General features: G+C 63.7%; 19 protein-coding genes. 6 read left to right on the forward strand and 13 right to left on the reverse strand.

All coding sequences use genetic code 11. From position 1 onward, the window contains the following. The first annotated feature begins 138 nt into the window (after positions 1–138). Positions 139–1,653, forward strand: a complete 1,515-nt coding sequence (locus tag LPA34_RS01720) for a mannose-1-phosphate guanylyltransferase/mannose-6-phosphate isomerase (RefSeq protein ID WP_228974260.1) — start codon at positions 139–141, stop codon at positions 1,651–1,653. 72 nt (positions 1,654–1,725) lie between these two features. On the opposite strand, the gene LPA34_RS26880 is transcribed toward LPA34_RS01720, so the two are convergent. Continuing rightward, positions 1,726–2,904: a transposase gene (locus tag LPA34_RS26880; RefSeq protein ID WP_267478861.1), complete on the reverse strand. Its 1,179-nt coding sequence runs from the start codon at positions 2,902–2,904 to the stop codon at positions 1,726–1,728. 379 nt (positions 2,905–3,283) lie between these two features. Then, a complete protein-coding gene (locus tag LPA34_RS01730) occupies positions 3,284–3,580 on the reverse strand; it encodes a YciI-like protein (RefSeq protein WP_228974261.1) in 297 nt (98 codons plus the stop codon). Between the two features lie 240 nt (positions 3,581–3,820). Here LPA34_RS01730 and LPA34_RS01735 point away from each other — a divergent pair, with 240 nt between their 5' ends. Together LPA34_RS01735 and LPA34_RS01740 are read left to right on the forward strand one after the other, a co-directional pair. Beyond that, positions 3,821–4,120 (forward strand): PsiF family protein, encoded by a 300-nt coding sequence (locus LPA34_RS01735; RefSeq protein ID WP_228974263.1) that lies wholly within the window; start codon positions 3,821–3,823, stop codon positions 4,118–4,120. A 352-nt stretch (positions 4,121–4,472) separates the two neighbouring features. Then, positions 4,473–4,922 (forward strand): hypothetical protein, encoded by a 450-nt coding sequence (locus tag LPA34_RS01740; protein ID WP_228974265.1) that lies wholly within the window; start codon positions 4,473–4,475, stop codon positions 4,920–4,922. Here the strand turns inward: LPA34_RS01740 and LPA34_RS01745 are convergent. Continuing rightward, on the reverse strand, positions 4,912–5,094 hold the full coding sequence (locus tag LPA34_RS01745; RefSeq protein ID WP_228974266.1) for a hypothetical protein: 183 nt from the start codon (positions 5,092–5,094) through the stop codon (positions 4,912–4,914). The two genes, LPA34_RS01740 and LPA34_RS01745, sit on opposite strands and share 11 nt — an antisense overlap. Positions 5,095–5,283: 189 nt before the next feature. Between LPA34_RS01745 and LPA34_RS01750 the strand changes: the two genes are divergently transcribed. Continuing rightward, entirely contained in the window at positions 5,284–5,871 is a 588-nt protein-coding gene (locus tag LPA34_RS01750; RefSeq protein WP_228974268.1) for a BPSL1445 family SYLF domain-containing lipoprotein, read from the forward strand. An 83-nt stretch (positions 5,872–5,954) separates the two neighbouring features. Here the strand turns inward: LPA34_RS01750 and LPA34_RS01755 are convergent, their stop codons facing one another. The 9 genes from LPA34_RS01755 to mltG all read right to left on the reverse strand — a co-directional run bounded on the left by LPA34_RS01755 (position 5,955) and on the right by mltG (position 14,514). After that, positions 5,955–7,022 carry a glycosyltransferase family 4 protein gene (locus tag LPA34_RS01755; protein ID WP_228974269.1) on the reverse strand — a complete coding sequence of 356 codons (1,068 nt, stop codon included), beginning with the start codon at positions 7,020–7,022 and terminating at the stop codon, positions 5,955–5,957. Positions 7,023–7,452: 430 nt separating this feature from the next. After that, the gene (gene otsA / locus LPA34_RS01760; protein ID WP_228974272.1) at positions 7,453–8,862 is read right to left on the reverse strand and encodes an alpha,alpha-trehalose-phosphate synthase (UDP-forming); all 1,410 of its coding nucleotides are present in this window, start codon (positions 8,860–8,862) and stop codon (positions 7,453–7,455) included. Positions 8,863–9,028: 166 nt separating this feature from the next. Continuing rightward, a complete protein-coding gene (locus LPA34_RS01765; RefSeq protein ID WP_228974275.1) occupies positions 9,029–9,385 on the reverse strand; it encodes a Rap1a/Tai family immunity protein in 357 nt (118 codons plus the stop codon). A 126-nt stretch (positions 9,386–9,511) separates the two neighbouring features. Continuing rightward, positions 9,512–10,279, reverse strand: coding sequence for an ankyrin repeat domain-containing protein (locus tag LPA34_RS01770; RefSeq protein ID WP_228974278.1), 768 nt, complete (start codon positions 10,277–10,279; stop codon positions 9,512–9,514). A 51-nt stretch (positions 10,280–10,330) separates the two neighbouring features. Further along, positions 10,331–11,122, reverse strand: coding sequence for a TatD family hydrolase (locus LPA34_RS01775; RefSeq protein WP_228974280.1), 792 nt, complete (start codon positions 11,120–11,122; stop codon positions 10,331–10,333). Positions 11,123–11,185: 63 nt separating this feature from the next. Then, positions 11,186–11,692, reverse strand: coding sequence for a GNAT family N-acetyltransferase (locus LPA34_RS01780; protein ID WP_228974282.1), 507 nt, complete (start codon positions 11,690–11,692; stop codon positions 11,186–11,188). Between the two features lie 54 nt (positions 11,693–11,746). Beyond that, the gene (locus LPA34_RS01785) at positions 11,747–12,787 is read right to left on the reverse strand and encodes a DNA polymerase III subunit delta' (RefSeq protein ID WP_228974284.1); all 1,041 of its coding nucleotides are present in this window, start codon (positions 12,785–12,787) and stop codon (positions 11,747–11,749) included. Positions 12,788–12,883: 96 nt separating this feature from the next. Continuing rightward, a complete protein-coding gene (tmk, locus tag LPA34_RS01790) occupies positions 12,884–13,504 on the reverse strand; it encodes a dTMP kinase (RefSeq protein WP_228974713.1) in 621 nt (206 codons plus the stop codon). Continuing rightward, positions 13,504–14,514: an endolytic transglycosylase MltG gene (gene mltG / locus LPA34_RS01795; protein WP_228974286.1), complete on the reverse strand. Its 1,011-nt coding sequence runs from the start codon at positions 14,512–14,514 to the stop codon at positions 13,504–13,506. The genes tmk and mltG overlap by 1 nt, the downstream gene beginning before the upstream one ends. 79 nt (positions 14,515–14,593) lie before the next feature. Between mltG and ygfZ the strand changes: the two genes are divergently transcribed. Then, positions 14,594–15,658: a CAF17-like 4Fe-4S cluster assembly/insertion protein YgfZ gene (gene ygfZ / locus LPA34_RS01800; RefSeq protein WP_228974287.1), complete on the forward strand. Its 1,065-nt coding sequence runs from the start codon at positions 14,594–14,596 to the stop codon at positions 15,656–15,658. Between the two features lie 69 nt (positions 15,659–15,727). Then, on the forward strand, positions 15,728–16,552 hold the full coding sequence (locus LPA34_RS01805; protein WP_228974290.1) for an NRDE family protein: 825 nt from the start codon (positions 15,728–15,730) through the stop codon (positions 16,550–16,552). 23 nt (positions 16,553–16,575) lie between these two features. Here LPA34_RS01805 and LPA34_RS01810 read toward each other — a convergent pair whose 3' ends face one another. Further along, the gene (locus LPA34_RS01810; protein WP_228974292.1) at positions 16,576–17,556 is read right to left on the reverse strand and encodes an alpha/beta hydrolase; all 981 of its coding nucleotides are present in this window, start codon (positions 17,554–17,556) and stop codon (positions 16,576–16,578) included. Between the last annotated feature and the right edge of the window lie 66 nt (positions 17,557–17,622).

A 17,622-nucleotide genomic window follows, 5' to 3' on the forward strand; every position in this document is an offset into this window, starting at 1 on the left:
AATAACCCGGACATATAAGCGTTATTGGCTATTAATTTCACTATTACATTTGAGCAACAGGAATTTAGTGCTTCTTTTATTGGCAAATTACGTCGTGATACAACTCGACGCATTGATCCAGCCTTCAGGAGCACACGCATGACAGCGCACATCGCAGCGCCCGACGTCGACATTCGGTCCTCAAATGCCGCCACAGTGAAACTCAAAGTTCATCCCGTGATTCTGGCCGGTGGGTCCGGCACCCGGTTGTGGCCGATGTCGCGCGAGCAGCATCCGAAGCAGCTGATCGATCTGCTCGGCGATGAATCGCTGCTGCAGTCCACCACACATCGTCTCGACGCGCTCGATGCGGGCTACCCCGTCGCGGACCAGATGGTCGTGGTCGGCAACGAGGAGCATCGCTTCACGACCGCGGAGCAACTGCGCGTGAGCGGCAAGGCCGCGCAGCTGATTCTCGAACCGGTCGGGCGTGATACCGCTCCGGCGCTGACAGTCGCCGCGCTGTCGATCGTTGCCGATGCCCAGGACGGCTTGATGGTCATCATGCCCGCGGACCATGCGGTGGCGGACGTCGCGCGTTTTCATGCAAGCGTGAGCGCGGGCGTGCAGCAGGCCGCGCTCGGCCACATCGTGACGATGGGCATCGTGCCCACGCGCGGGGAGACGGGTTACGGCTATATCCGCGTAGGCGAAGCCGCGCCGGACGCGGGTACCTCGAATGCGCGGCGGCTCGACCGTTTCGTCGAAAAACCGCATCTCGAACTGGCGCAGCGCTATGTGAGTTCGGGCGAATACTGGTGGAACAGCGGCATCTTCATCATGCGTGCGTCGACGTGGATCCGCGCGATCAAGCACTTCCAGCCGGCCATTTACGCCGCGTGCGCGCAGGCGTTCGCGGGCGGCAAGACCGATGGTGATTTCTTCCGGCTGCAGCGCGAGGCGTTCAGCGCGTCGCCGTCGAATTCGATCGACTACGCCGTGATGGAACGGCTGAACACGGATACGTCCGTGTGCGCGGGCGTCGTCGTGCCGCTCGATGCGGGCTGGTCGGATGTCGGTTCATGGGATGCGATCTGGCAGATCCTGCCGAAAGACGCGGACCAGAACGTCGGGCGCGGCCATGTGATGTTCGAAGGCGCGGCCTCGACGTTCGCGCATTCGGAAGGTCGACTGATCGCATGCGTCGGCACGCAGGATCTGGTCGTCGTGGAAACCGCGGACGCGATTCTCGTCGCGGACCGTTCGCGCGTGCAGGACGTGAAGAAGGTGGTCGGCCGCATCCGCACCGAAAACGGCCCCGAGGCGGCGAACCATCGCAAGGTTCACCGTCCGTGGGGCTACTACGATTCGGTCGATACGGGCGAGCGCTTCCAGGTGAAACGTATCGTGGTGAAACCGGGCGCACGTCTTTCGTTGCAGATGCATCATCACCGCGCGGAACACTGGATCGTCGTTCGCGGTACGGCACTCGTCACGCGTGGCGAAGAGCGCTTCATCGTCTCCGAAAACGAGTCGGCCTATATTCCGCTGGGCGTCACCCATCGCCTCGAAAATCCCGGCAAGATGCCGCTCGAGATCATCGAGGTGCAGTCCGGCTCCTATCTCGGCGAAGACGATATCGTGCGCTTCGACGATACCTACGGACGCCAGTGAAGGAACAGCGTGATGTGTTGTTGTGATCCCGTGGGTCGGTATAACGCTACCGGCCGCGGGTGTCCCCTGCGCTCATCCCGCGTGGGAAATGAATTCGGCAGCCGACGCGAAACGGTCACGGCCGGTGGTGCTGTCATCGGTACTGCTGCCCGTGGTGCTTTCCGGATAACGGCGAAGCGGAATCCGGCGTGCATTCACGTTCGCTTGCGCGGCAGCGTGCACATTCGCCGGAACGACAGTGACGGATTGCGTGACGGCTTTTGCGGCGGACGGTGCAGGCACGGATGCAGACGCAGTCCGCGCAGGCACGGCGGCGGCGCCCGCGACCGGACCCGACACTGACGTTGCCGCAGGCCGTGGCGCCGGCATCGGACGCGACACCGGGCGCAATGCTCCCGCATGCAACGTGTCGTCATGCGCGGCGGCGGCGAGCGTGCGTTCGTCACGATCGATCCACTGCTGTGCCCAGTCGAGCGCGTACTGTTCGGCGGCTTCGGGTGTTTCGAAACGCGGGCCGACGAGGCCGGAACGTTCGACGCGTTTGCCGTCCTTCATGATCTCGGCCCACGCGCGATACTTCTCGCCGGGCACGGACTGCGCCATCACGTAGATGCCATAACCGCGCCGGTCCGCGAACTGCGTCCCTGGCGCGGAAAGCCCCAGCCACATCGCGGCGCGACTGTCGTCGTCCGGATGCGCGGTAGCGTGCGCTACTGCGTCAGGATGACTGGCCGCATCTGTTGCGCTGGCACGCGTTTGCGTGTCGTCAGGCGGGCCTGACAGTTGCCGGGTGATCTCGGCGAACGGATCGACGGGACGCGAGTCATGCGCGGTATCGTGCGGTGCCTGCCACGACTCGGGGCTTTTCCAGAACACACCGCGCACGCCTTCATCGTCGCAAGCCGAAGGCGTGGCGACAGGTTGCGCGGCACGTTGCGGCGCCACGGGCAGGGACGGTTCCGGAATGTACGCAAACCGGCGGCCGGTCCGCGACAGAAGCTGCACCATCCCGGCCAGCGTGCCGTTCAGTTGCCACTCTTCAAAGCGGCGACGGCATGTCGGACCCGAGGGATAACGGCCAGGAAGTTTGGACCACGGTTCGCCGGTGGTCAGGATCCACAGCACCGCGTTTGCCACGATGCGCGGTTCTGCGCGAGGACGGCCGCGCCGGTTAAGACGGACAGCCGGTTCATCTGAAACGAGCGCGGTTAGTAGCGCCCATTCGTCATCATTTAGCTCATCGAAAAACATACGTTTCTCCACGCAGCACGGCCACGCTGCGGCTTTGGACAGCACAGATTTCTTGTTTCTCGACCTGTGTCATGCCCCCGGTTGCACAATATGCTTATACGTTCTGGTTCGTTTATGGGAAACCGCACAGCCTTAGTGCGGATAATCCCGTTAGCGGCGCACAAAACGTGGTCTCACTCGTGCATCGGAGAATTTGTGCACGAAGCATACCATCGCCAGGGTTTGCATGAATATGCATGAGACAAGTGTTACGGATGGAAACAAACTTGTCCTTTTTGCGGCGTTGTTTCATCCTCTGTCGTCACGGAATTGTCGTGATTGCAACCTTCAGAATCGACGATGATGCGCACACATTCCATGCACTCGCATGCAAATCCGCCTAACGTACCGGCGTACTCGCATGTTCTCCGACGACGGTCGTCCACGGTCGCACGCGCCAGTGTGTAACGAGCCCCTCGCGCACGTAAGGGTCTGACATCGCGAATGCTTCGGGAATCGCGGGCGAGTCCGCCTCGAAGAGCAGGATCGCGCCGTCGACGGGATCGGCAAGCGCGCCCGCGAGCAGCAGTTCGCCGCGCTCGACCGCGGCCCACGCGTACCCCAGATGTGCGTCGCGATGCTCGCCGCGCCGCGCCAGATAGTCCGCCGATACGTCGTACATCAACAGATAGTGCATGGTCCTGCCTCCGTGTCTGTGTGCGTGTTGCCCGTATGCCAGTGAACATGATGCCGCGCCAGGGAGCGTGCGCGCTTCGCCAGTATCAGGGAAGAACCTTACGGCACACCTGTCAACCGTATTATGGTTTTATTCGTTTTGACGAACAGCTTTGCCATAATGGTGACGGCGATGGGCCATGGATCTTTCGATGCCCGCTCGCACGACCACCAACAACGTTCAACAACGATGGAGTGTCCCATGAAGATCCAGTCCGCTATCGCCGCGCTCGCCCTCGGCTGCATGCTCGTCTCGCCGCTCTCGTTCGCCGACAACAGCCAGCAGTCGAAGATGACCACCTGCAACAAGCAGGCGGCCGACAAGAAAGGCGATGAGCGCAAGGCGTTCATGAAGAGCTGCCTGTCGGCCAGCGCCCCGGTCGCAGCTTCCGCGCCGATGACGCAGCAGCAGAAAATGACCGCCTGCAATGCGCAGGCAACCGGCAAGAAAGGCGACGACCGCAAGGCTTTCATGAAGGACTGCCTCAGCAACAAGGGCTAGGCATGAAGCGCGACGCATCGCATCGCGCGTTAAAGCGCCCGTCTTGACCTTCGCACGCTTGACCTTCGCGCTTTAGCAACCGGTATGGCCATGTCTTTCATGGTTTTTAGCTTTAGCCGTAGCGTGACACCTGCATGCCGCGTCCGACGATGCACGCGGCATGCATCACCCACACCGCTCTCCGCGTTCCCTGCCTCTACCCCCGGCGCTCTCCCCGTTTCAGCATCGCGTTCGCCGCGCCACGCCGTTTTCTTCTATGATGGCTGCGGAGACGGCCCCGGTACCCACAAACAATAAGCAGCAGGGCCGCCATCTTGTCGTTGATGCCGAAGAGCATTGAACGGAGGCAAGAATGGTTGGGAGACACAAGAACCGCTGGCTCAGGCGCTGGCTCGTCGTCATCGTCTTCTGGGCGGTGCCGGTGGCGATCGTCGCGGTCAACGAGATTCGCGAGGAGATGGCCTACAACGCCGTCGACCTCAACACGGCACTCACCACCTGGCAGTTCACCGATGCGCAACGTGCCGCCGGTGCCCCGGCGCGCTGTCACGGCGTGCCTGACGATGCGCGTGCGGCCGGCTGTCCCGCCGACGTGCTCAGCGCCAACGCTCCTCGCCAGCAACAGGCCGTCGACGAATACGCGGTGCGCAAGAGCACGCTTGCGAGTTACCTGTGGCATGCGTTCGTCGGTTACTGGGTGGTGCCGGCCGCCACGCTCTTTGCGATCGGCGTGGTCATCGGCGGTGTCCGCCGCGCGCTTCGCCGGCCGCCACCGCCCGTCAAGCGCACCGTCAATCACTGACCGCCAGCGCCGGTTGCAGCTTTCCAGCAACACTTTCGACTGCCGTGGCGCACTCGCGACGACGCGGAAAAGTGGAAAAAATGACTGATAAGAGAGCAACTTCATGCTGCTGGAACAGGATGCCGGATGGAACCGGTCGCGGTATCCCGATCGCATCGCATGTTGTTTGCATGAGGAATTTTCCGCGCCGCAGCATCGGTCATAATTACAACGCCGCCTTCACGACGACGCCCGAAGGCCCGCACCACAAGGGTTTTCGCGATCCGGCGAGCGCGATCTTTCGGCTTCCGTGTGATATAACTGAAGGCGTAATCCGACTCACCAATGAGGTTGTACCCAGGAACCACAATGGAGAAAAACGATGCAAAGACGAAACTTCATTTTGAAGACTACCGCTGCGCTCGCTTTCGGAAGCCTTGCAATCACCGGCTGTACAACTACGGGAAACAAACCGGACTCGGCTGCGACCGATGCGTCGAAGCGCCAGTCGATTGACGCCAGTGTCGACGGCACCATCTCACGCCTCTATTCCACTGTGCCTGGTTCGCGCGAACTGGTCTCGAAGGCTCGTGGCGTTCTGGTGTTCCCGTCCGTTATTCAGGCCGGCTTTATCGTGGGCGGCCAGTATGGCGAGGGCTCGCTGCGTGTGGGCGGCGGCACGGTCGGGTACTACAGCACGGTATCGGGTTCGTTTGGCCTGCAGGCCGGCGCGCAGTCGAAGGCCATCATCTTCCTGTTCATGACGCAGGATTCGCTCGACAAATTCCGCAATTCGGACGGCTGGTCCGCGGGTGGAGACGCATCGGTCGCGCTCGTGAAACTGGGCGCCAATGGCGCCATCGATACCACCACGGCTACGGCGCCGGTCGAAGTGTTCATCCTGACCAATGCCGGGTTGATGGGCGACGTCTCGATCGCCGGTACGAAGGTATCGCGTCTGAAGATCTAGGTTTTATCCGTTATGCCATGCCCCGACATTTACGTCGGGGCATGCGCTTCCTCACTCACGCGATCCCACTGGCTCCCGCAACTTCAGCTCGACGACGTGTCGATCACCTTGAAGCGCGAACGCTTCTGCGCGCGAATCACCGACTGATACGCCTCGACATACTGCTGCGCCATCCGGTGCGACGTGAAGCGTTCTTCAAAGCGCTTGCGCACGCCCGCACGCGGCAGCTTGTGCAGCCGGTTCACGGCGGCCACGGCGCCGATTTCGTCCTCGACGATAAAGCCGGACACGCCGTCGTCCAGCACTTCCGGCACGGAGCCGCGATTGAACGCGATCACCGGCGTGCCGCAGGCCATCGCTTCGATCATCACGAGGCCAAACGGCTCCGGCCAGTCGATCGGGAACAGCAACGCGTGCGCGCCCGACAGAAAACCCGCCTTCTCGCCATCGGCGATTTCGCCGATGAATTCGACATGTGGCTGCGCGAGCAACGGCTTGATGTCGCGCTCGAAATACTCGCGGTCGGCGGCATCGACCTTCGCTGCGATGCGGATTTTCATGCCGCAGTGGCCCGCGATCCGGATCGCGGTATCGACGCGTTTCTCCGGCGAAATCCGCCCCAGAAACGCGAGGTATTGCTGCTCGACCGGCTGCGGCGTGTAGAGATTTTCGGGCAGCCCGTGATAGACGGTGGTCAGCCATTTCGCCTGCGGCAGCGGCGCGCGCTGCGCGTCCGAGATCGAGATCACGGGCGCGGTGTTGAACGTGTCGAACACCGGCTGCTGCTCGGGCAGATCGAGACGGCCATGCATCGTGGTCACGAACGGCGTTTCCTGGCGCTTGAACACCGAGAACGAGTAGTAGTCCATGTGGAAGTGCAGCACATCGAACTCGTCGGCCTGACGGCGGACCAGTTCCATCAGCAGCATGTGCGGCGCGATGCGGTCGCGGATGCCCGGGTCGAGCCGCAACGCGCGCGGCCAGACGGCTTCGAGCTTCGCGCTCGTGACCGAGTCGCCGCTCGCGAACAGCGTGACGTCGTGACCAAGTTCGACGAGCGCCTCGGTGATGTACGACACGACGCGCTCCGTGCCGCCATAGAGCTTGGGCGGCACCGATTCGGTGAGAGGGGCGATCTGGGCAATTCTCATTCTGTGTGTCTCCTGTCGACCAGAGTTGGCGCTTTAGCGCTTACTCTGGTCCCATGCAAGGCACTTGCGGTCGACCAGAGTTGGCGCTTTAGCGCTTACTCTGGTCCCATGCAAGATGCTTGCTAAAACGGGCCGGACGACGGACCGGGTATCTTCTGCGGCCGCGGATGTCAGCGGCGCCCGAGTATGCCAGCGCGCATCCCTGCGATCAATGCACCCGTCGGCGCGAATATCCTGATTATTGGGCATTTCGGGCGTGAAAACCGCCGCTATTTCAATTGCTCGGCGCTGTTACAGTCGCGAAACATTCACCGGCGTGGGCTTGCCGCCACGCTTTCACCTTTGCCCGTAGCCGGCGGCCAGCAACGGCAACCGGCGATCGCGGGCATCGTCAGCATGGCCACCCGCTCGCCGGATCAAACGGCAAGCATCACCGCTTCGACCTGCGCGCGGCCTCGCCAGCCGGCACGCTGCGCAGGTCGTGCAGAAACGAATCGCGCCATACACCGAGATCGTTCTTGCGCAACGCGGCCATGTTTATCTCGTGACGGCGCTTGCGCTCATCGAGCGGCATGCCCAGCGCGCGCTGCAACGCCTCGCACATGCCGACCGAATCGTGCGGATTGACGATCACCGAGCCGGTCAGCTCCACCGCCGCGCCCGCGAACATCGATAGTACGAGCACACCTGGATCGTCCGGGTTCTGCGCGGCGACGTATTCCTTGGCGACGAGGTTCATGCCGTCGTGCAGCGGCGTGACAAAGCCGACCTGCGACTCGCGGAACAGCGACATCAGCTTCCAGCGGTCGTACTGCTGGTTCAGATAGCGGATCGGCGTGTAGTCGAGTCCGGAATAGCGGCCGTTGATGCGCCCTGCTTCGTATTCGAGATCCTGCCGGATCTGCTGATACGTCGCGACATCCGAGCGCGTAGGCGGCGCGATCTGCACAAGCGTGACGTTGCCGCGCCATTCGGGCGAGCGCTCCAGCAACTGCTCGAACGACCTGAAACGCTCGACAAGTCCCTTCGAATAATCGAGCCGATCGACGCTCATGATGAGCTTGCGCCCCTCGAGGCTCTGCTTCAGGTCAAGCACATGCTGGCGGCTCTCGTAGCGTTCGGCCTGCTCCGCGATCTCATCGGGGAACACGCCGATGCGATACACGCCGGTGCGCAGCCTGCGGCCAAACGCTTCGACGTGGTTGCCTTCCGTCACGGTGCCGCGCGCATGGCGCGTGATGTAGTCGTGAAACGCAAGCTCGTCGGTGTCGGTCTGAAAGCCCAGCAGGTCATAGCAGCACAGCGACTTCACAAGCTCTTCGTGTGGCGGAATGTTCAGCAGGATCTGCGGCGAGGGAAACGGAATATGCAGAAAGAAGCCGATACGGTTCGTCACGCCTTCGGAGCGCAGCGCTTCGGCGAACGGAATCAGATGATAGTCGTGAACCCAGATGATGTCGTCGGGTTGCAGCAGTTTGATGAGCTTGTGCGCGAGCCATGAATTGACGCGCCGGTAGCCCGCGTATTCCTCGCGCTCGTAGCGCGCGAGATCGTTGCGATAGTGGAAGACCGGCCACAGCGTCGCGTTCGAAAACCCGCGGTAGTACTGGTCGTAATCCTTGCGCGTGAGGCCGGCGGTCGCGAACGTCACCGCACCCTCGGTTTCGAGCGTCGGGCCCGCGTTCGCGACGGTTTCGCTCACGACGTCGCCGCTCCAGCCGAACCACACGCCGCCGGCGTCCTTGAGCGCGCCGAATACTCCGACGGCCAGTCCGCCTGCCGACCCCTTCGTTTCGGTCGGCGTTGCCACGCGATTCGATACGACGATCAAACGGCCCATATGGGCGGTCCTCCCTGTTCATGCGGCGCCCGCAAACGCACCGGATTACCGTGCGAGGCGTGGCGGGCGGATCACGCGTGAAGCGTGAAGCTTGCGGCGCGAGAGACGCGCGGCCCGTTACGTCAGGCGACGGCCAACGAAGACCCGGGCGGGCCCTCGGGAAAACTCAGTTGCCTGTCTTGCACGGAAACGCCTTGCCAAGCCCAAGCGAAACCGCGGTGCTGGCGTTGTAGCCCGCGACCATCGGATTGTCCGCGATGTATTTGCGCACGGCGTCGGTCAGCTGCGCCGAACGCGCGTCCTGCGGCAAACAGAAGTACTGCCCGACGCGCGGCCCGGTCGTGCCGCCGATCGCATCGATGGTGTTGAAGACGCCGTCCGCGGCGCCTTCGATATAGGCCGCGCACGCACTGCGCGACGCAACGTCGGTCTTCGTGCACAGCTTGTTGAGGTCTCCCCCCGTGAACGCGGCTGCCGACAACGGTACGGCCAGCGCGCTTGCGCAAATCAAAGCCCGCAGCATGGTATCCCTTTTATGTGAGCGGTTTGAGGAGCTGCGTCGAGCGGTCGAGTCTTTGCCCGCCGCGCCGAACCGCCCCGGATCGGCGCGGCACCGGCCGCCGCGCCAAGGCTGCTATTTTGCACTGTTTTACTGCGCCGCTGGGGCGCTGCCGGCCTGCTGCTTCTGCATCTGTTCCATGCGCGCCGTCAGTCCCTTGACCGCGTCCGGTTCCTTGTACTGCTTCGCGAAATCGAGCGCATTCAGGCCGATCTGGTTCTTCACGTTAATGTCGGCGCCGGCGTCGAGCAGCAGTTTCGCGGTCGAAACATGACCGCCGCGCGCGGCCATCATCAACGGCGTCGTGCCGTTCGGCGAACCGGCGTCGACGTAGGCCGAATACTTGAGCAGCAGCGTGACGATCGCATCGTTGCCGTTCGCGGCGGCGTAATGCAGCGGTGCCCAGCCCTTCTTGTTGACCTCGGCGCCCTTTGCGATCAGCAGCTTCACGAAGTCCATGTCGCCGTTCAGCGCGGCCAGCATCATCGCGTTTTCACCGGCCTTGTCGACGATCTCGACGTTGGTCTTCGGATTGTCGACGAGCGCCTGGCCGACCTGGTCCGATTTCTCGCGGGCGGCGAGCACCAGCAGCGGCATGCCCTGGTCGTCGGTCATGTTCGGATCCATGCCCTGCGAAAGCTGTTTCTTCACTTCCTTCACGTCATCGAACTTGACGGCCTTGATCATCGTATCGGCGGGCGCGGCCTGAACCGGCAGCGCGCCGAACACCATGCATGCGAGACCGCCCGCGAGTGCGAGACGCGCGATGCCGCGCCGCACGGCCGCGGGCGCGCGGTAGCCCGCCGGTGCGCGGACAGCGCCAGCGTCGATCGATGATTGTGTCGGAATATTTTTCATGGATTGCTTCAGGAAACGTCTATATCTATTTGATAGGGATGAATTTTTTCGTCAGGCGGATGCCGCTTGGGGAATCCTGAACAGACGAAAGAAATTCTGGGTCGTCGCGGCGGCGAGATCGGCTTCGGCCATTTCGCGTTGCTGCGCGATGAAGCGTCCGACATAACTTACGTACGCAGGTTCATTGGGTTTGCCGCGATACGGCACGGGCGCGAGGTACGGCGAATCGGTTTCGATCAGCAAACGGTCGAGCGGCATGCGGCGCGCGACGTCCTGAACCTCGGTCGCGCTCCTGAACGTGACGATACCGGAGAGCGACACGTAAAAATTCTGCGCGAGCGCCTTTTCGGCGACATGCCACGGTTCCGTGAAGCAGTGCATCACGCCGCCCGGGACGCGCGCGTTTTCCTCTTCCATGATGCGCAGCGTGTCTTCCCACGACGAGCGCGTGTGGATGATCAGCGGCTTCATCGTGGCATGCGCGGCGCGGATATGCGTGCGAAAACGCTCGCGCTGCCACTCCATGTCATCGATCGAGCGGCCTTCGAGGCGATAGTAGTCGAGCCCGGTCTCGCCGATCGCGACGACCTTCGGATGCGCCGCCAGTTCGACCAGTTCGGCGAGCGTCGGCTCACGCATGTCCTCGTGATCCGGGTGCACGCCGACCGACGCGTAGACGTTGTCGTACGAATCCGCGATGTCCAGCACTGAAGGCAGCGTCTCGAGGTCGACGGAAACGCACAGCGCGTGCGTCACCGAGTGCGAACGCATGTTTTCGAGAACCTGCGGCAGACGGTCGCCGAGTCCTTCGAAGTTGATGTGGCAGTGCGAGTCGACAAACATGGTGATGTCCTGCGGGTTGACGGTGAGTGCGGCGCTCAGGATCGGGGCGTTTAAACGAAGCGGTCAGGCCGCGTGCTCAAGCCGGCGACCGAGGATCACGAGATCGCGCTCGACGCCGTCCAGCACCGCGACGCGCGGCAGCGTGCCCCAGTCGGTAAAGCCGAAGCTGTGGAACAGCCGCATGCTCGGCTCATTGTGGCCGAACACAAAGCCGAGCACGGTGTCGATCTTCAGCGCCGGCGCGGCTTCCAGCGAGGCCGCCAGCAGTTTCTTGCCGAGGCCCTTGCCGCGCGCGGCTTCGTCCAGATAGATGCTGACTTCGGCGGTACGCGAGTACGCCGGCCGGCCGTAGAAGTCCGAAAAACTGAGCCACGCGATCACACGGCCAGCTTCCTCGACCACCCATAGCGGGCGCGTATTCGGCCCGTGCGCGTGAAACCAGGCGTGCCGGCTCTCGATGCTCACCGGTTCCAGATCGGCCGTGACCTGGCGCGACGGCACCGTCGAGTTGTAGATGGCGACGATGGCGGGCAGGTCGTCGAACGTGGCGTCGCGGTACGGGAGGCTCATGATTCTGGCAGCTTGAAAGAAGGGAATGCAGTCGGATTGACCGGGTAATAACGACTACGCGAACAGGTCGCGATAGCCCAGAAAGAGTTCTTCGAACACGAGGCGCGCGTTGAGCGGATGGTTCTCGACGGTGCGCTGGCGCGTGACCGCTTTCTGGAACCGCGCGAACGCGTTGGCATCGACCGCGCCGGCGCACCGCGCGAGCGCCGCCGACGCGGCCGGGAAATAGCGTGGCGCGCTCGCCGTACGCTGCGCCAGCAGATCGTACAGCCAGCGCTGCAGCCAGCCGAGCACGAGCGGCACCGGCAGCTTCTGCAGCGTTTCACCGCACGCGAAAGCGTCGCAGTTCGGGCCGGCGGCCAGTTGCCTGAGCGTCCAGTCGCGCAGCGCGCGGCTGTCGTCGCTGGCGAGCGCGAGCGCGGTGAGCGGCGCACCACCGGCTTCGGCGAGCAGCGCGGGCGCGTCGTCGACGCCCTGCTGTGCAAGCCACGCCGCCGCGATATCGGGCGCGGGCGTGGTCATCGGCCACTGGCGGCAGCGGCTGACGATGGTCGGCAGCAGACGGTCGACACGTGCCGAAACCATCAGGAACACGACGCCGGCCGGCGGTTCTTCGAGCGTTTTCAGCAGCGCGTTGGCGGCAGCGACGTTCAGTGCTTCGGCCGGATACAGCACGACCACGCGCGCACCGCCGCGATGCGAACCGACACCGACGAAATCCAGCAGCGCGCGCACCTGTTCGATCCTGATTTCCTTGCTGGGCGCGCGGGTCTTCTTGCCCTCGTCGGCGTCAGCCTTGTCGGGTTTGGCCTCGTCGGACGCGGCGGACGCGAAACCGGCTTCGGCGGCGAGCGCCTCGGGCAGCACGATCCGGTAGTCCGGATGATTGCCCTGCGTGAGCCAGTTGCACGCCACGCACGTGCCGCATGGCTCGCCGTTCGCCTGCGGCGCCTCGCACAGCAACCCTTGTGCGAGATGCTGCGCGAACCGCAGCTTGCCGATGCCGCCTTGCCCGTGAAGCAGCAGCGCATGCGGCCAGTGCGCGCGCAGCTGTTGCAGGCGGTTCCAGTCATCGGTTTGCCACGGATAGATCATGGTTTCTCTTTTTTACTCAATCGGTTGGCGTCGCCTGCTCATGTGGACTACGAGCATTTGAGCAGCAATATAATGGATAATTATATTTTTTTAAATTCAAATACTTGCAATCAAATCTTCAAGCTGGATCTGAATTCTGGGGATGCTCTGCGTTGAGTCGATCACCGCGAAACGATATGGCGCTTCTTCCACCCGGCGCAGGTATTCGGCGCGTGTGCGGTTGAAAAACGCCTCGGATTCGCTCTCGAAGCGGTCCGGTTCACGCGCGGCGCTGCGGCGTTCGCTGGCAGTATCGGCCGGAATATCGAAGAGTACCGTCAGATCCGGCTGGAAACCGCCCTGCACCCAGCGCTCCAGCGCTTCGAGCTTGTCGCGCGGCAGACCGCGGCCGCCGCCCTGGTAGGCGAACGTGGCGTCGCTGAAGCGGTCGGAGAGCACCCAGTCGCCGCGCGCGAGCGCGGGCTCGATCACTTCGGCCAGATGTTCCCGGCGCGCGGCGAACATCAGCAGCGCCTCGGTTTCGAGGTCCATCGGCTGATGCAGCAGAATGTCCCGCAACGCTTCGCCAAGCTTCGTGCCGCCCGGCTCACGCGTCATGACGACCGCCCGCCCGCTCGCGGCCACCTTCTCCGACAGCCGGTCGCGAAACCAGGCGAGATGTGTCGTCTTGCCGGCGCCATCGATGCCCTCGAACGTAATGAATTTGCCCCGCACCATCATTGACCCCGGATGTATTTGTCGACGGCCTTGTTGTGGGCGTCGAGTGTGTCGGAAAAGATGCTGCTGCCGTCGCCGCGCGACACGAAGTACAGTGCCGTGGTTTGCGCCGGATTCATCGCGGCCTGCAAGGACGCCACCCCGGGCAGCGCGATCGGCGTAGGCGGCAGGCCGCGACGCGTATAGGTATTGTAGGGAGTGTCGGTTTGCAGATCGCGCTTCTTCAGGCGCCCCGCGTAATTGTCGCCGAGGCCGTAGATCACCGTCGGATCGGTCTGCAACGGCATGCCGACCTTCAGCCGGTTCGCGAACACCGCCGCGACCATCGGCCGGTCGGACGTCTTGCCGGTTTCCTTTTCGATGATCGACGCCATCGTCAGCGCCTCGTACGGCGTCTTGAACGGCAGGCCCGCGGCGCGCGTGCTCCAGGCTTCGTCGAGCCGCAGCTTCATCAGACGGTACGCGCGGCGGTACACCTCGATGTCGCTCGTATTCTTGTCGAACAGGTACGTATCGGGGAAAAAGAGACCTTCGCCATTGCCGATCGACGCTTCCGGCGCGCCGATCGCTTTCATCAGGTCGGCGTCGGTCATACCCGCCGTGTCGTGCTTCAACGCGGGATTCGCATCGATTTCGGCGCGCATGTGGCGAAACGTCCAGCCTTCGATGATCGTCGCGACGTATTCGTTGACGTCGCCGCGGGCGATTTTTTGCAGCACCTCGTAAGGCGTGATGCCGGTCTTGAACTCATAGTTGCCGGACTTCAGCTGGCTTTGCAGACCCAGCACGCGGGTCATCAGCACGAAGAGCTCGGGCTCGACCGGCACACCGCCGCGATTGAGCTGGCCCGTGACGCTGCGCAGGCTGCTGTGCGGCTTGATCGTGACGTCGAGTTGCGGGGTGCCGAGCTCGACCGGTGTAGTGGCCCAGTGATATCCGCCTGCGATAGCGGCTGCCACCAGCGCAATGAGGATAACGCCGGCGATGAAACATTTCTTCAAAAGGGACATGCGTAACATGGCTGGGGTGGACCCCATATAATACTTGCTTGCCTAAGCTAAAGTCAGAATTGACTTCGACCGCGAATCCATGACTGCACCGCTCGCCTCCGCGCCAGGCACGCCGGCAACGGCTCCGGCCGTTCCCGCTTCCCCCGCGCCCGTTTCGTTTCCGCGTCCCGCCGCAGCCGACTTCGACGCCGTACTCATGCGCGGCGCGTTCATGCCGCTCACGCAGTTTGGCGTGATCGACGCCACCGGCGACGACGCCGCCACGTTCCTGCACGGCCAGCTCACCAACGACACCCAGCATCTCGATGCCGCGAACGCGCGCCTGTCGGGCTATTGCTCGCCGAAGGGCCGGCTGCTGGCGTCGTTCCTGACGTGGCGTTGCGGCGAAACCGTGCGCCTGCTGGTTTCGCGCGATATTCAGGCCGCCGTGCAGAAACGGCTCTCGATGTTCGTACTGCGCGCCAAGGCGAAGCTCACCGACACCACCGCCGAACTGGCTGTGATCGGTTTCGCGGGCGATGTCCGTCCGGCGCTTTCGCTCGTGTTCGACGCGATTCCCGATGGCGTGCACGTGAAGGTCGACGGCCCGCTGGGTTCGCTCATCCACGTGCCGGACGCGGCCGGACGCCTGCGCTATCTGTGGGTCGGTCCGAAGGCCGAGGTCGAGGCACGCCTGCCCGCGCTCGACGGGAAGCTCGCGCGCGTGTCGCCGGCCGTGTGGGACTGGCTCGATATCCGCGCGGGTGAGCCGCGCATCACGCAGCCGGTGGTCGAGCAGTTCGTGCCGCAGATGGTCAATTTCGACGTGCTCGGCGGCGTCAATTTCCGCAAGGGCTGCTATCCGGGGCAGGAAGTCGTTGCGCGCAGCCAGTATCGCGGCACGATCAAGCGTCGCACGTCGCTCGCCAATGTCGCGGGTGAACTGGCCGCCGTCGCGCCGGGCGCGGAACTGTTCCATTCCGGTGATCCGGGTCAGCCGTGCGGCATGGTGGTCAACGCGGCGTCGGCACCTGAAGGCGGCGTCGACGTGCTGGTCGAGCTCAAGCTCGCCGCGCTCGAAGGCGGTTCAGTGCATCTCGGCGCCGCCGACGGCCCCGCATTGACGATCCTGCCGCTGCCGTATTCGCTGCCGGCCGAGGTCTGACGCATTGGCCGCCACGACCCGGACGGCTTCGACCCAGGCCTCAAGGGACGGGCTCAAGGCGCCACGCCCATGTGTCTGATCGTCTTCGACTGGCGCCCACAGGCGTCGAGCGGCGCGCTTTTCACGCTCGCCGCGAATCGTGACGAGTTCCTGCGCCGCACCGCTGACCCGATGCAATGGTGGGCGGATGTGCCCGGTCTGCTGGCGGGACGCGATCTCGTCGGCGGCGGCACGTGGCTGGGCGTCACCCGCGATGGCCGGTTCGCCGCGCTCACCAACTATCGCGCGCCGCACGAAATGCGCCCCGATGCGCCGACGCGCGGCACGCTCGTCAGCACCTGGCTGTCCAGCACGCCCGGCAAGCACGGTGCGCCGCTGGATTATCTGCGGCAGGTCGCGCGCACCGGCGATATCTACAACGGCTTTAACCTGCTCATCGGTGATTTTGCGCGGCGCGAACTTGGCTGGTACTGCAATCGTTCGGACGCCCCGCCCGTGCTGCTCGAAGCCGGCACACACGGCATTTCGAACGCGGTGCTCGATACCCGCTGGCCAAAACTCGTGAAGAAGCGTGCTGAACTCGCGGCGTTCGTAGAGGACGGTCAGGTGCCGCCGCTCGCGCAGTTGATCGGGATGATGCGCGACCCGCGCCTCGCCCGCGATGACGAGCTGCCTTCGACGGGCATTCCGCTGGAGCGCGAACGCGCGCTGTCGGCGGCGTTTATCGACACGCCCGAGTACGGCACGCGCGGGACGACCGCGCTGCGGGTGAGCGTCGTCGGAGGCAATACGCTGTCGGTCGAAGCCACCGAACGCAGCGACGACAACGGCTCGCACCGCATCACGCGGCCCGGCGATTTCGAGCGGGCTTACACGTTCGACGTTACCGGTTAAAGCACCTGGCTTCCGCCGCCGCGTCAGTCATCCACACCGAATGCATGCCGAAGCGCCGAAGCCGCATCGGCATGCGCCCTGGCCACATCCGGCACGAAGCCGCCCATCTTGAAGAACTCGTGGATCATGCCCGCGTAGATTTTCAGCGTAACGGTGTTGCCCGCGGCGCGCAGTTTGTCGGCATAGGCCACGCCTTCGTCGCTGAGCGGATCGTATTGCGCGGCCGCGATCCATGCGGGCGCGACGCCATGAAAATCCGCTCCGGCGCGCGAATCGTCGTAGCCCTCGCATCCGTCGAGTGGCGCGAAACGCCAGTCGTCACGATCGGCGGCATCGCGCACGTACTGTTCGAAAAACCACTGGATCGTTTCGCCCGACAGCAGAAAACCGCTCGCCAGCCGCGCATGCGAAGCGGTCTGCTGATGACCGGTCGTGCCTGGATAGATCAGAAGTTGAAGCGCGAGCCGGATCCCGGCATCGCGCGCCAGCACGGCGCTAACGGTCGCGAGCGTGCCGCCCGCGCTGTCGCCGCCGACGGCCATCCGTTCGGGATCGACGCCATACAGCGCCGCGTTGGCATGCAGCCACGCGAGCGCATCGAATGCATCGTTCACCGCAGTCGGGAAGCGGTATTCCGGTGCGAGCCGGTAATCGACCGACATCACGATGCAGCGCCCGTCGCGCGCGAACATGCGGCACAGCGCATCGTGCGTAGCGACGCTGCCGACGGTAAAACCGCCACCGTGAAAATAGACGAGCGCAGGCGCGGGTTCGGCCCAGACCGGTTCCACCGGCCAGTAGAGGCGCGCGCGAATCGACGCGCCGTCGCGCACCGGCACCGCGAGCTCTTCGACGCTGAACATCGGTGCACTCGCGATCTCGAGAATCGGCGCGCTGCGTTCGTAGGCAGCGCGCGCCTGCTGTGGCGTGAGCGTGTGGTATTCGGGGCGTTTCGCCTTCGCGATCATCTCAAGCACTTGCTTGATCTTCGGATTCAGCGGCATCGGACGTCAACGCGGCGCGCGTGCGCCGCTCGCGGGAAAAGAGCGCCGTATGATGCCATGAAGCTG

The organism is Paraburkholderia gardini (assembly GCF_907164575.1).
Taxonomy (GTDB): domain Bacteria; phylum Pseudomonadota; class Gammaproteobacteria; order Burkholderiales; family Burkholderiaceae; genus Paraburkholderia; species Paraburkholderia gardini.

Excerpts from the sequence above, each read along its gene's own strand:
- LPA34_RS01720 (WP_228974260.1), top strand. The coding sequence starts at position 139 with ATGACAGCGCACATCGCAGCGCCCGACGTCGACATTCGGTCCTCAAAT.
- LPA34_RS26880 (WP_267478861.1), bottom strand. The coding sequence starts at position 2,904 with ATGTTTTTCGATGAGCTAAATGATGACGAATGGGCGCTACTAACCGCG.
- LPA34_RS01730 (WP_228974261.1), bottom strand. The coding sequence starts at position 3,580 with ATGCACTATCTGTTGATGTACGACGTATCGGCGGACTATCTGGCGCGG.
- LPA34_RS01735 (WP_228974263.1), top strand. The coding sequence starts at position 3,821 with ATGAAGATCCAGTCCGCTATCGCCGCGCTCGCCCTCGGCTGCATGCTC.
- LPA34_RS01740 (WP_228974265.1), top strand. The coding sequence starts at position 4,473 with ATGGTTGGGAGACACAAGAACCGCTGGCTCAGGCGCTGGCTCGTCGTC.
- LPA34_RS01745 (WP_228974266.1), bottom strand. The coding sequence starts at position 5,094 with ATGCAAACAACATGCGATGCGATCGGGATACCGCGACCGGTTCCATCC.
- LPA34_RS01750 (WP_228974268.1), top strand. The coding sequence starts at position 5,284 with ATGCAAAGACGAAACTTCATTTTGAAGACTACCGCTGCGCTCGCTTTC.
- LPA34_RS01755 (WP_228974269.1), bottom strand. The coding sequence starts at position 7,022 with ATGAGAATTGCCCAGATCGCCCCTCTCACCGAATCGGTGCCGCCCAAG.
- otsA (WP_228974272.1), bottom strand. The coding sequence starts at position 8,862 with ATGGGCCGTTTGATCGTCGTATCGAATCGCGTGGCAACGCCGACCGAA.
- LPA34_RS01765 (WP_228974275.1), bottom strand. The coding sequence starts at position 9,385 with ATGCTGCGGGCTTTGATTTGCGCAAGCGCGCTGGCCGTACCGTTGTCG.
- LPA34_RS01770 (WP_228974278.1), bottom strand. The coding sequence starts at position 10,279 with ATGAAAAATATTCCGACACAATCATCGATCGACGCTGGCGCTGTCCGC.
- LPA34_RS01775 (WP_228974280.1), bottom strand. The coding sequence starts at position 11,122 with ATGTTTGTCGACTCGCACTGCCACATCAACTTCGAAGGACTCGGCGAC.
- LPA34_RS01780 (WP_228974282.1), bottom strand. The coding sequence starts at position 11,692 with ATGAGCCTCCCGTACCGCGACGCCACGTTCGACGACCTGCCCGCCATC.
- LPA34_RS01785 (WP_228974284.1), bottom strand. The coding sequence starts at position 12,787 with ATGATCTATCCGTGGCAAACCGATGACTGGAACCGCCTGCAACAGCTG.
- tmk (WP_228974713.1), bottom strand. The coding sequence starts at position 13,504 with ATGGTGCGGGGCAAATTCATTACGTTCGAGGGCATCGATGGCGCCGGC.
- mltG (WP_228974286.1), bottom strand. The coding sequence starts at position 14,514 with ATGTCCCTTTTGAAGAAATGTTTCATCGCCGGCGTTATCCTCATTGCG.
- ygfZ (WP_228974287.1), top strand. The coding sequence starts at position 14,594 with ATGACTGCACCGCTCGCCTCCGCGCCAGGCACGCCGGCAACGGCTCCG.
- LPA34_RS01805 (WP_228974290.1), top strand. The coding sequence starts at position 15,728 with ATGTGTCTGATCGTCTTCGACTGGCGCCCACAGGCGTCGAGCGGCGCG.
- LPA34_RS01810 (WP_228974292.1), bottom strand. The coding sequence starts at position 17,556 with ATGCCGCTGAATCCGAAGATCAAGCAAGTGCTTGAGATGATCGCGAAG.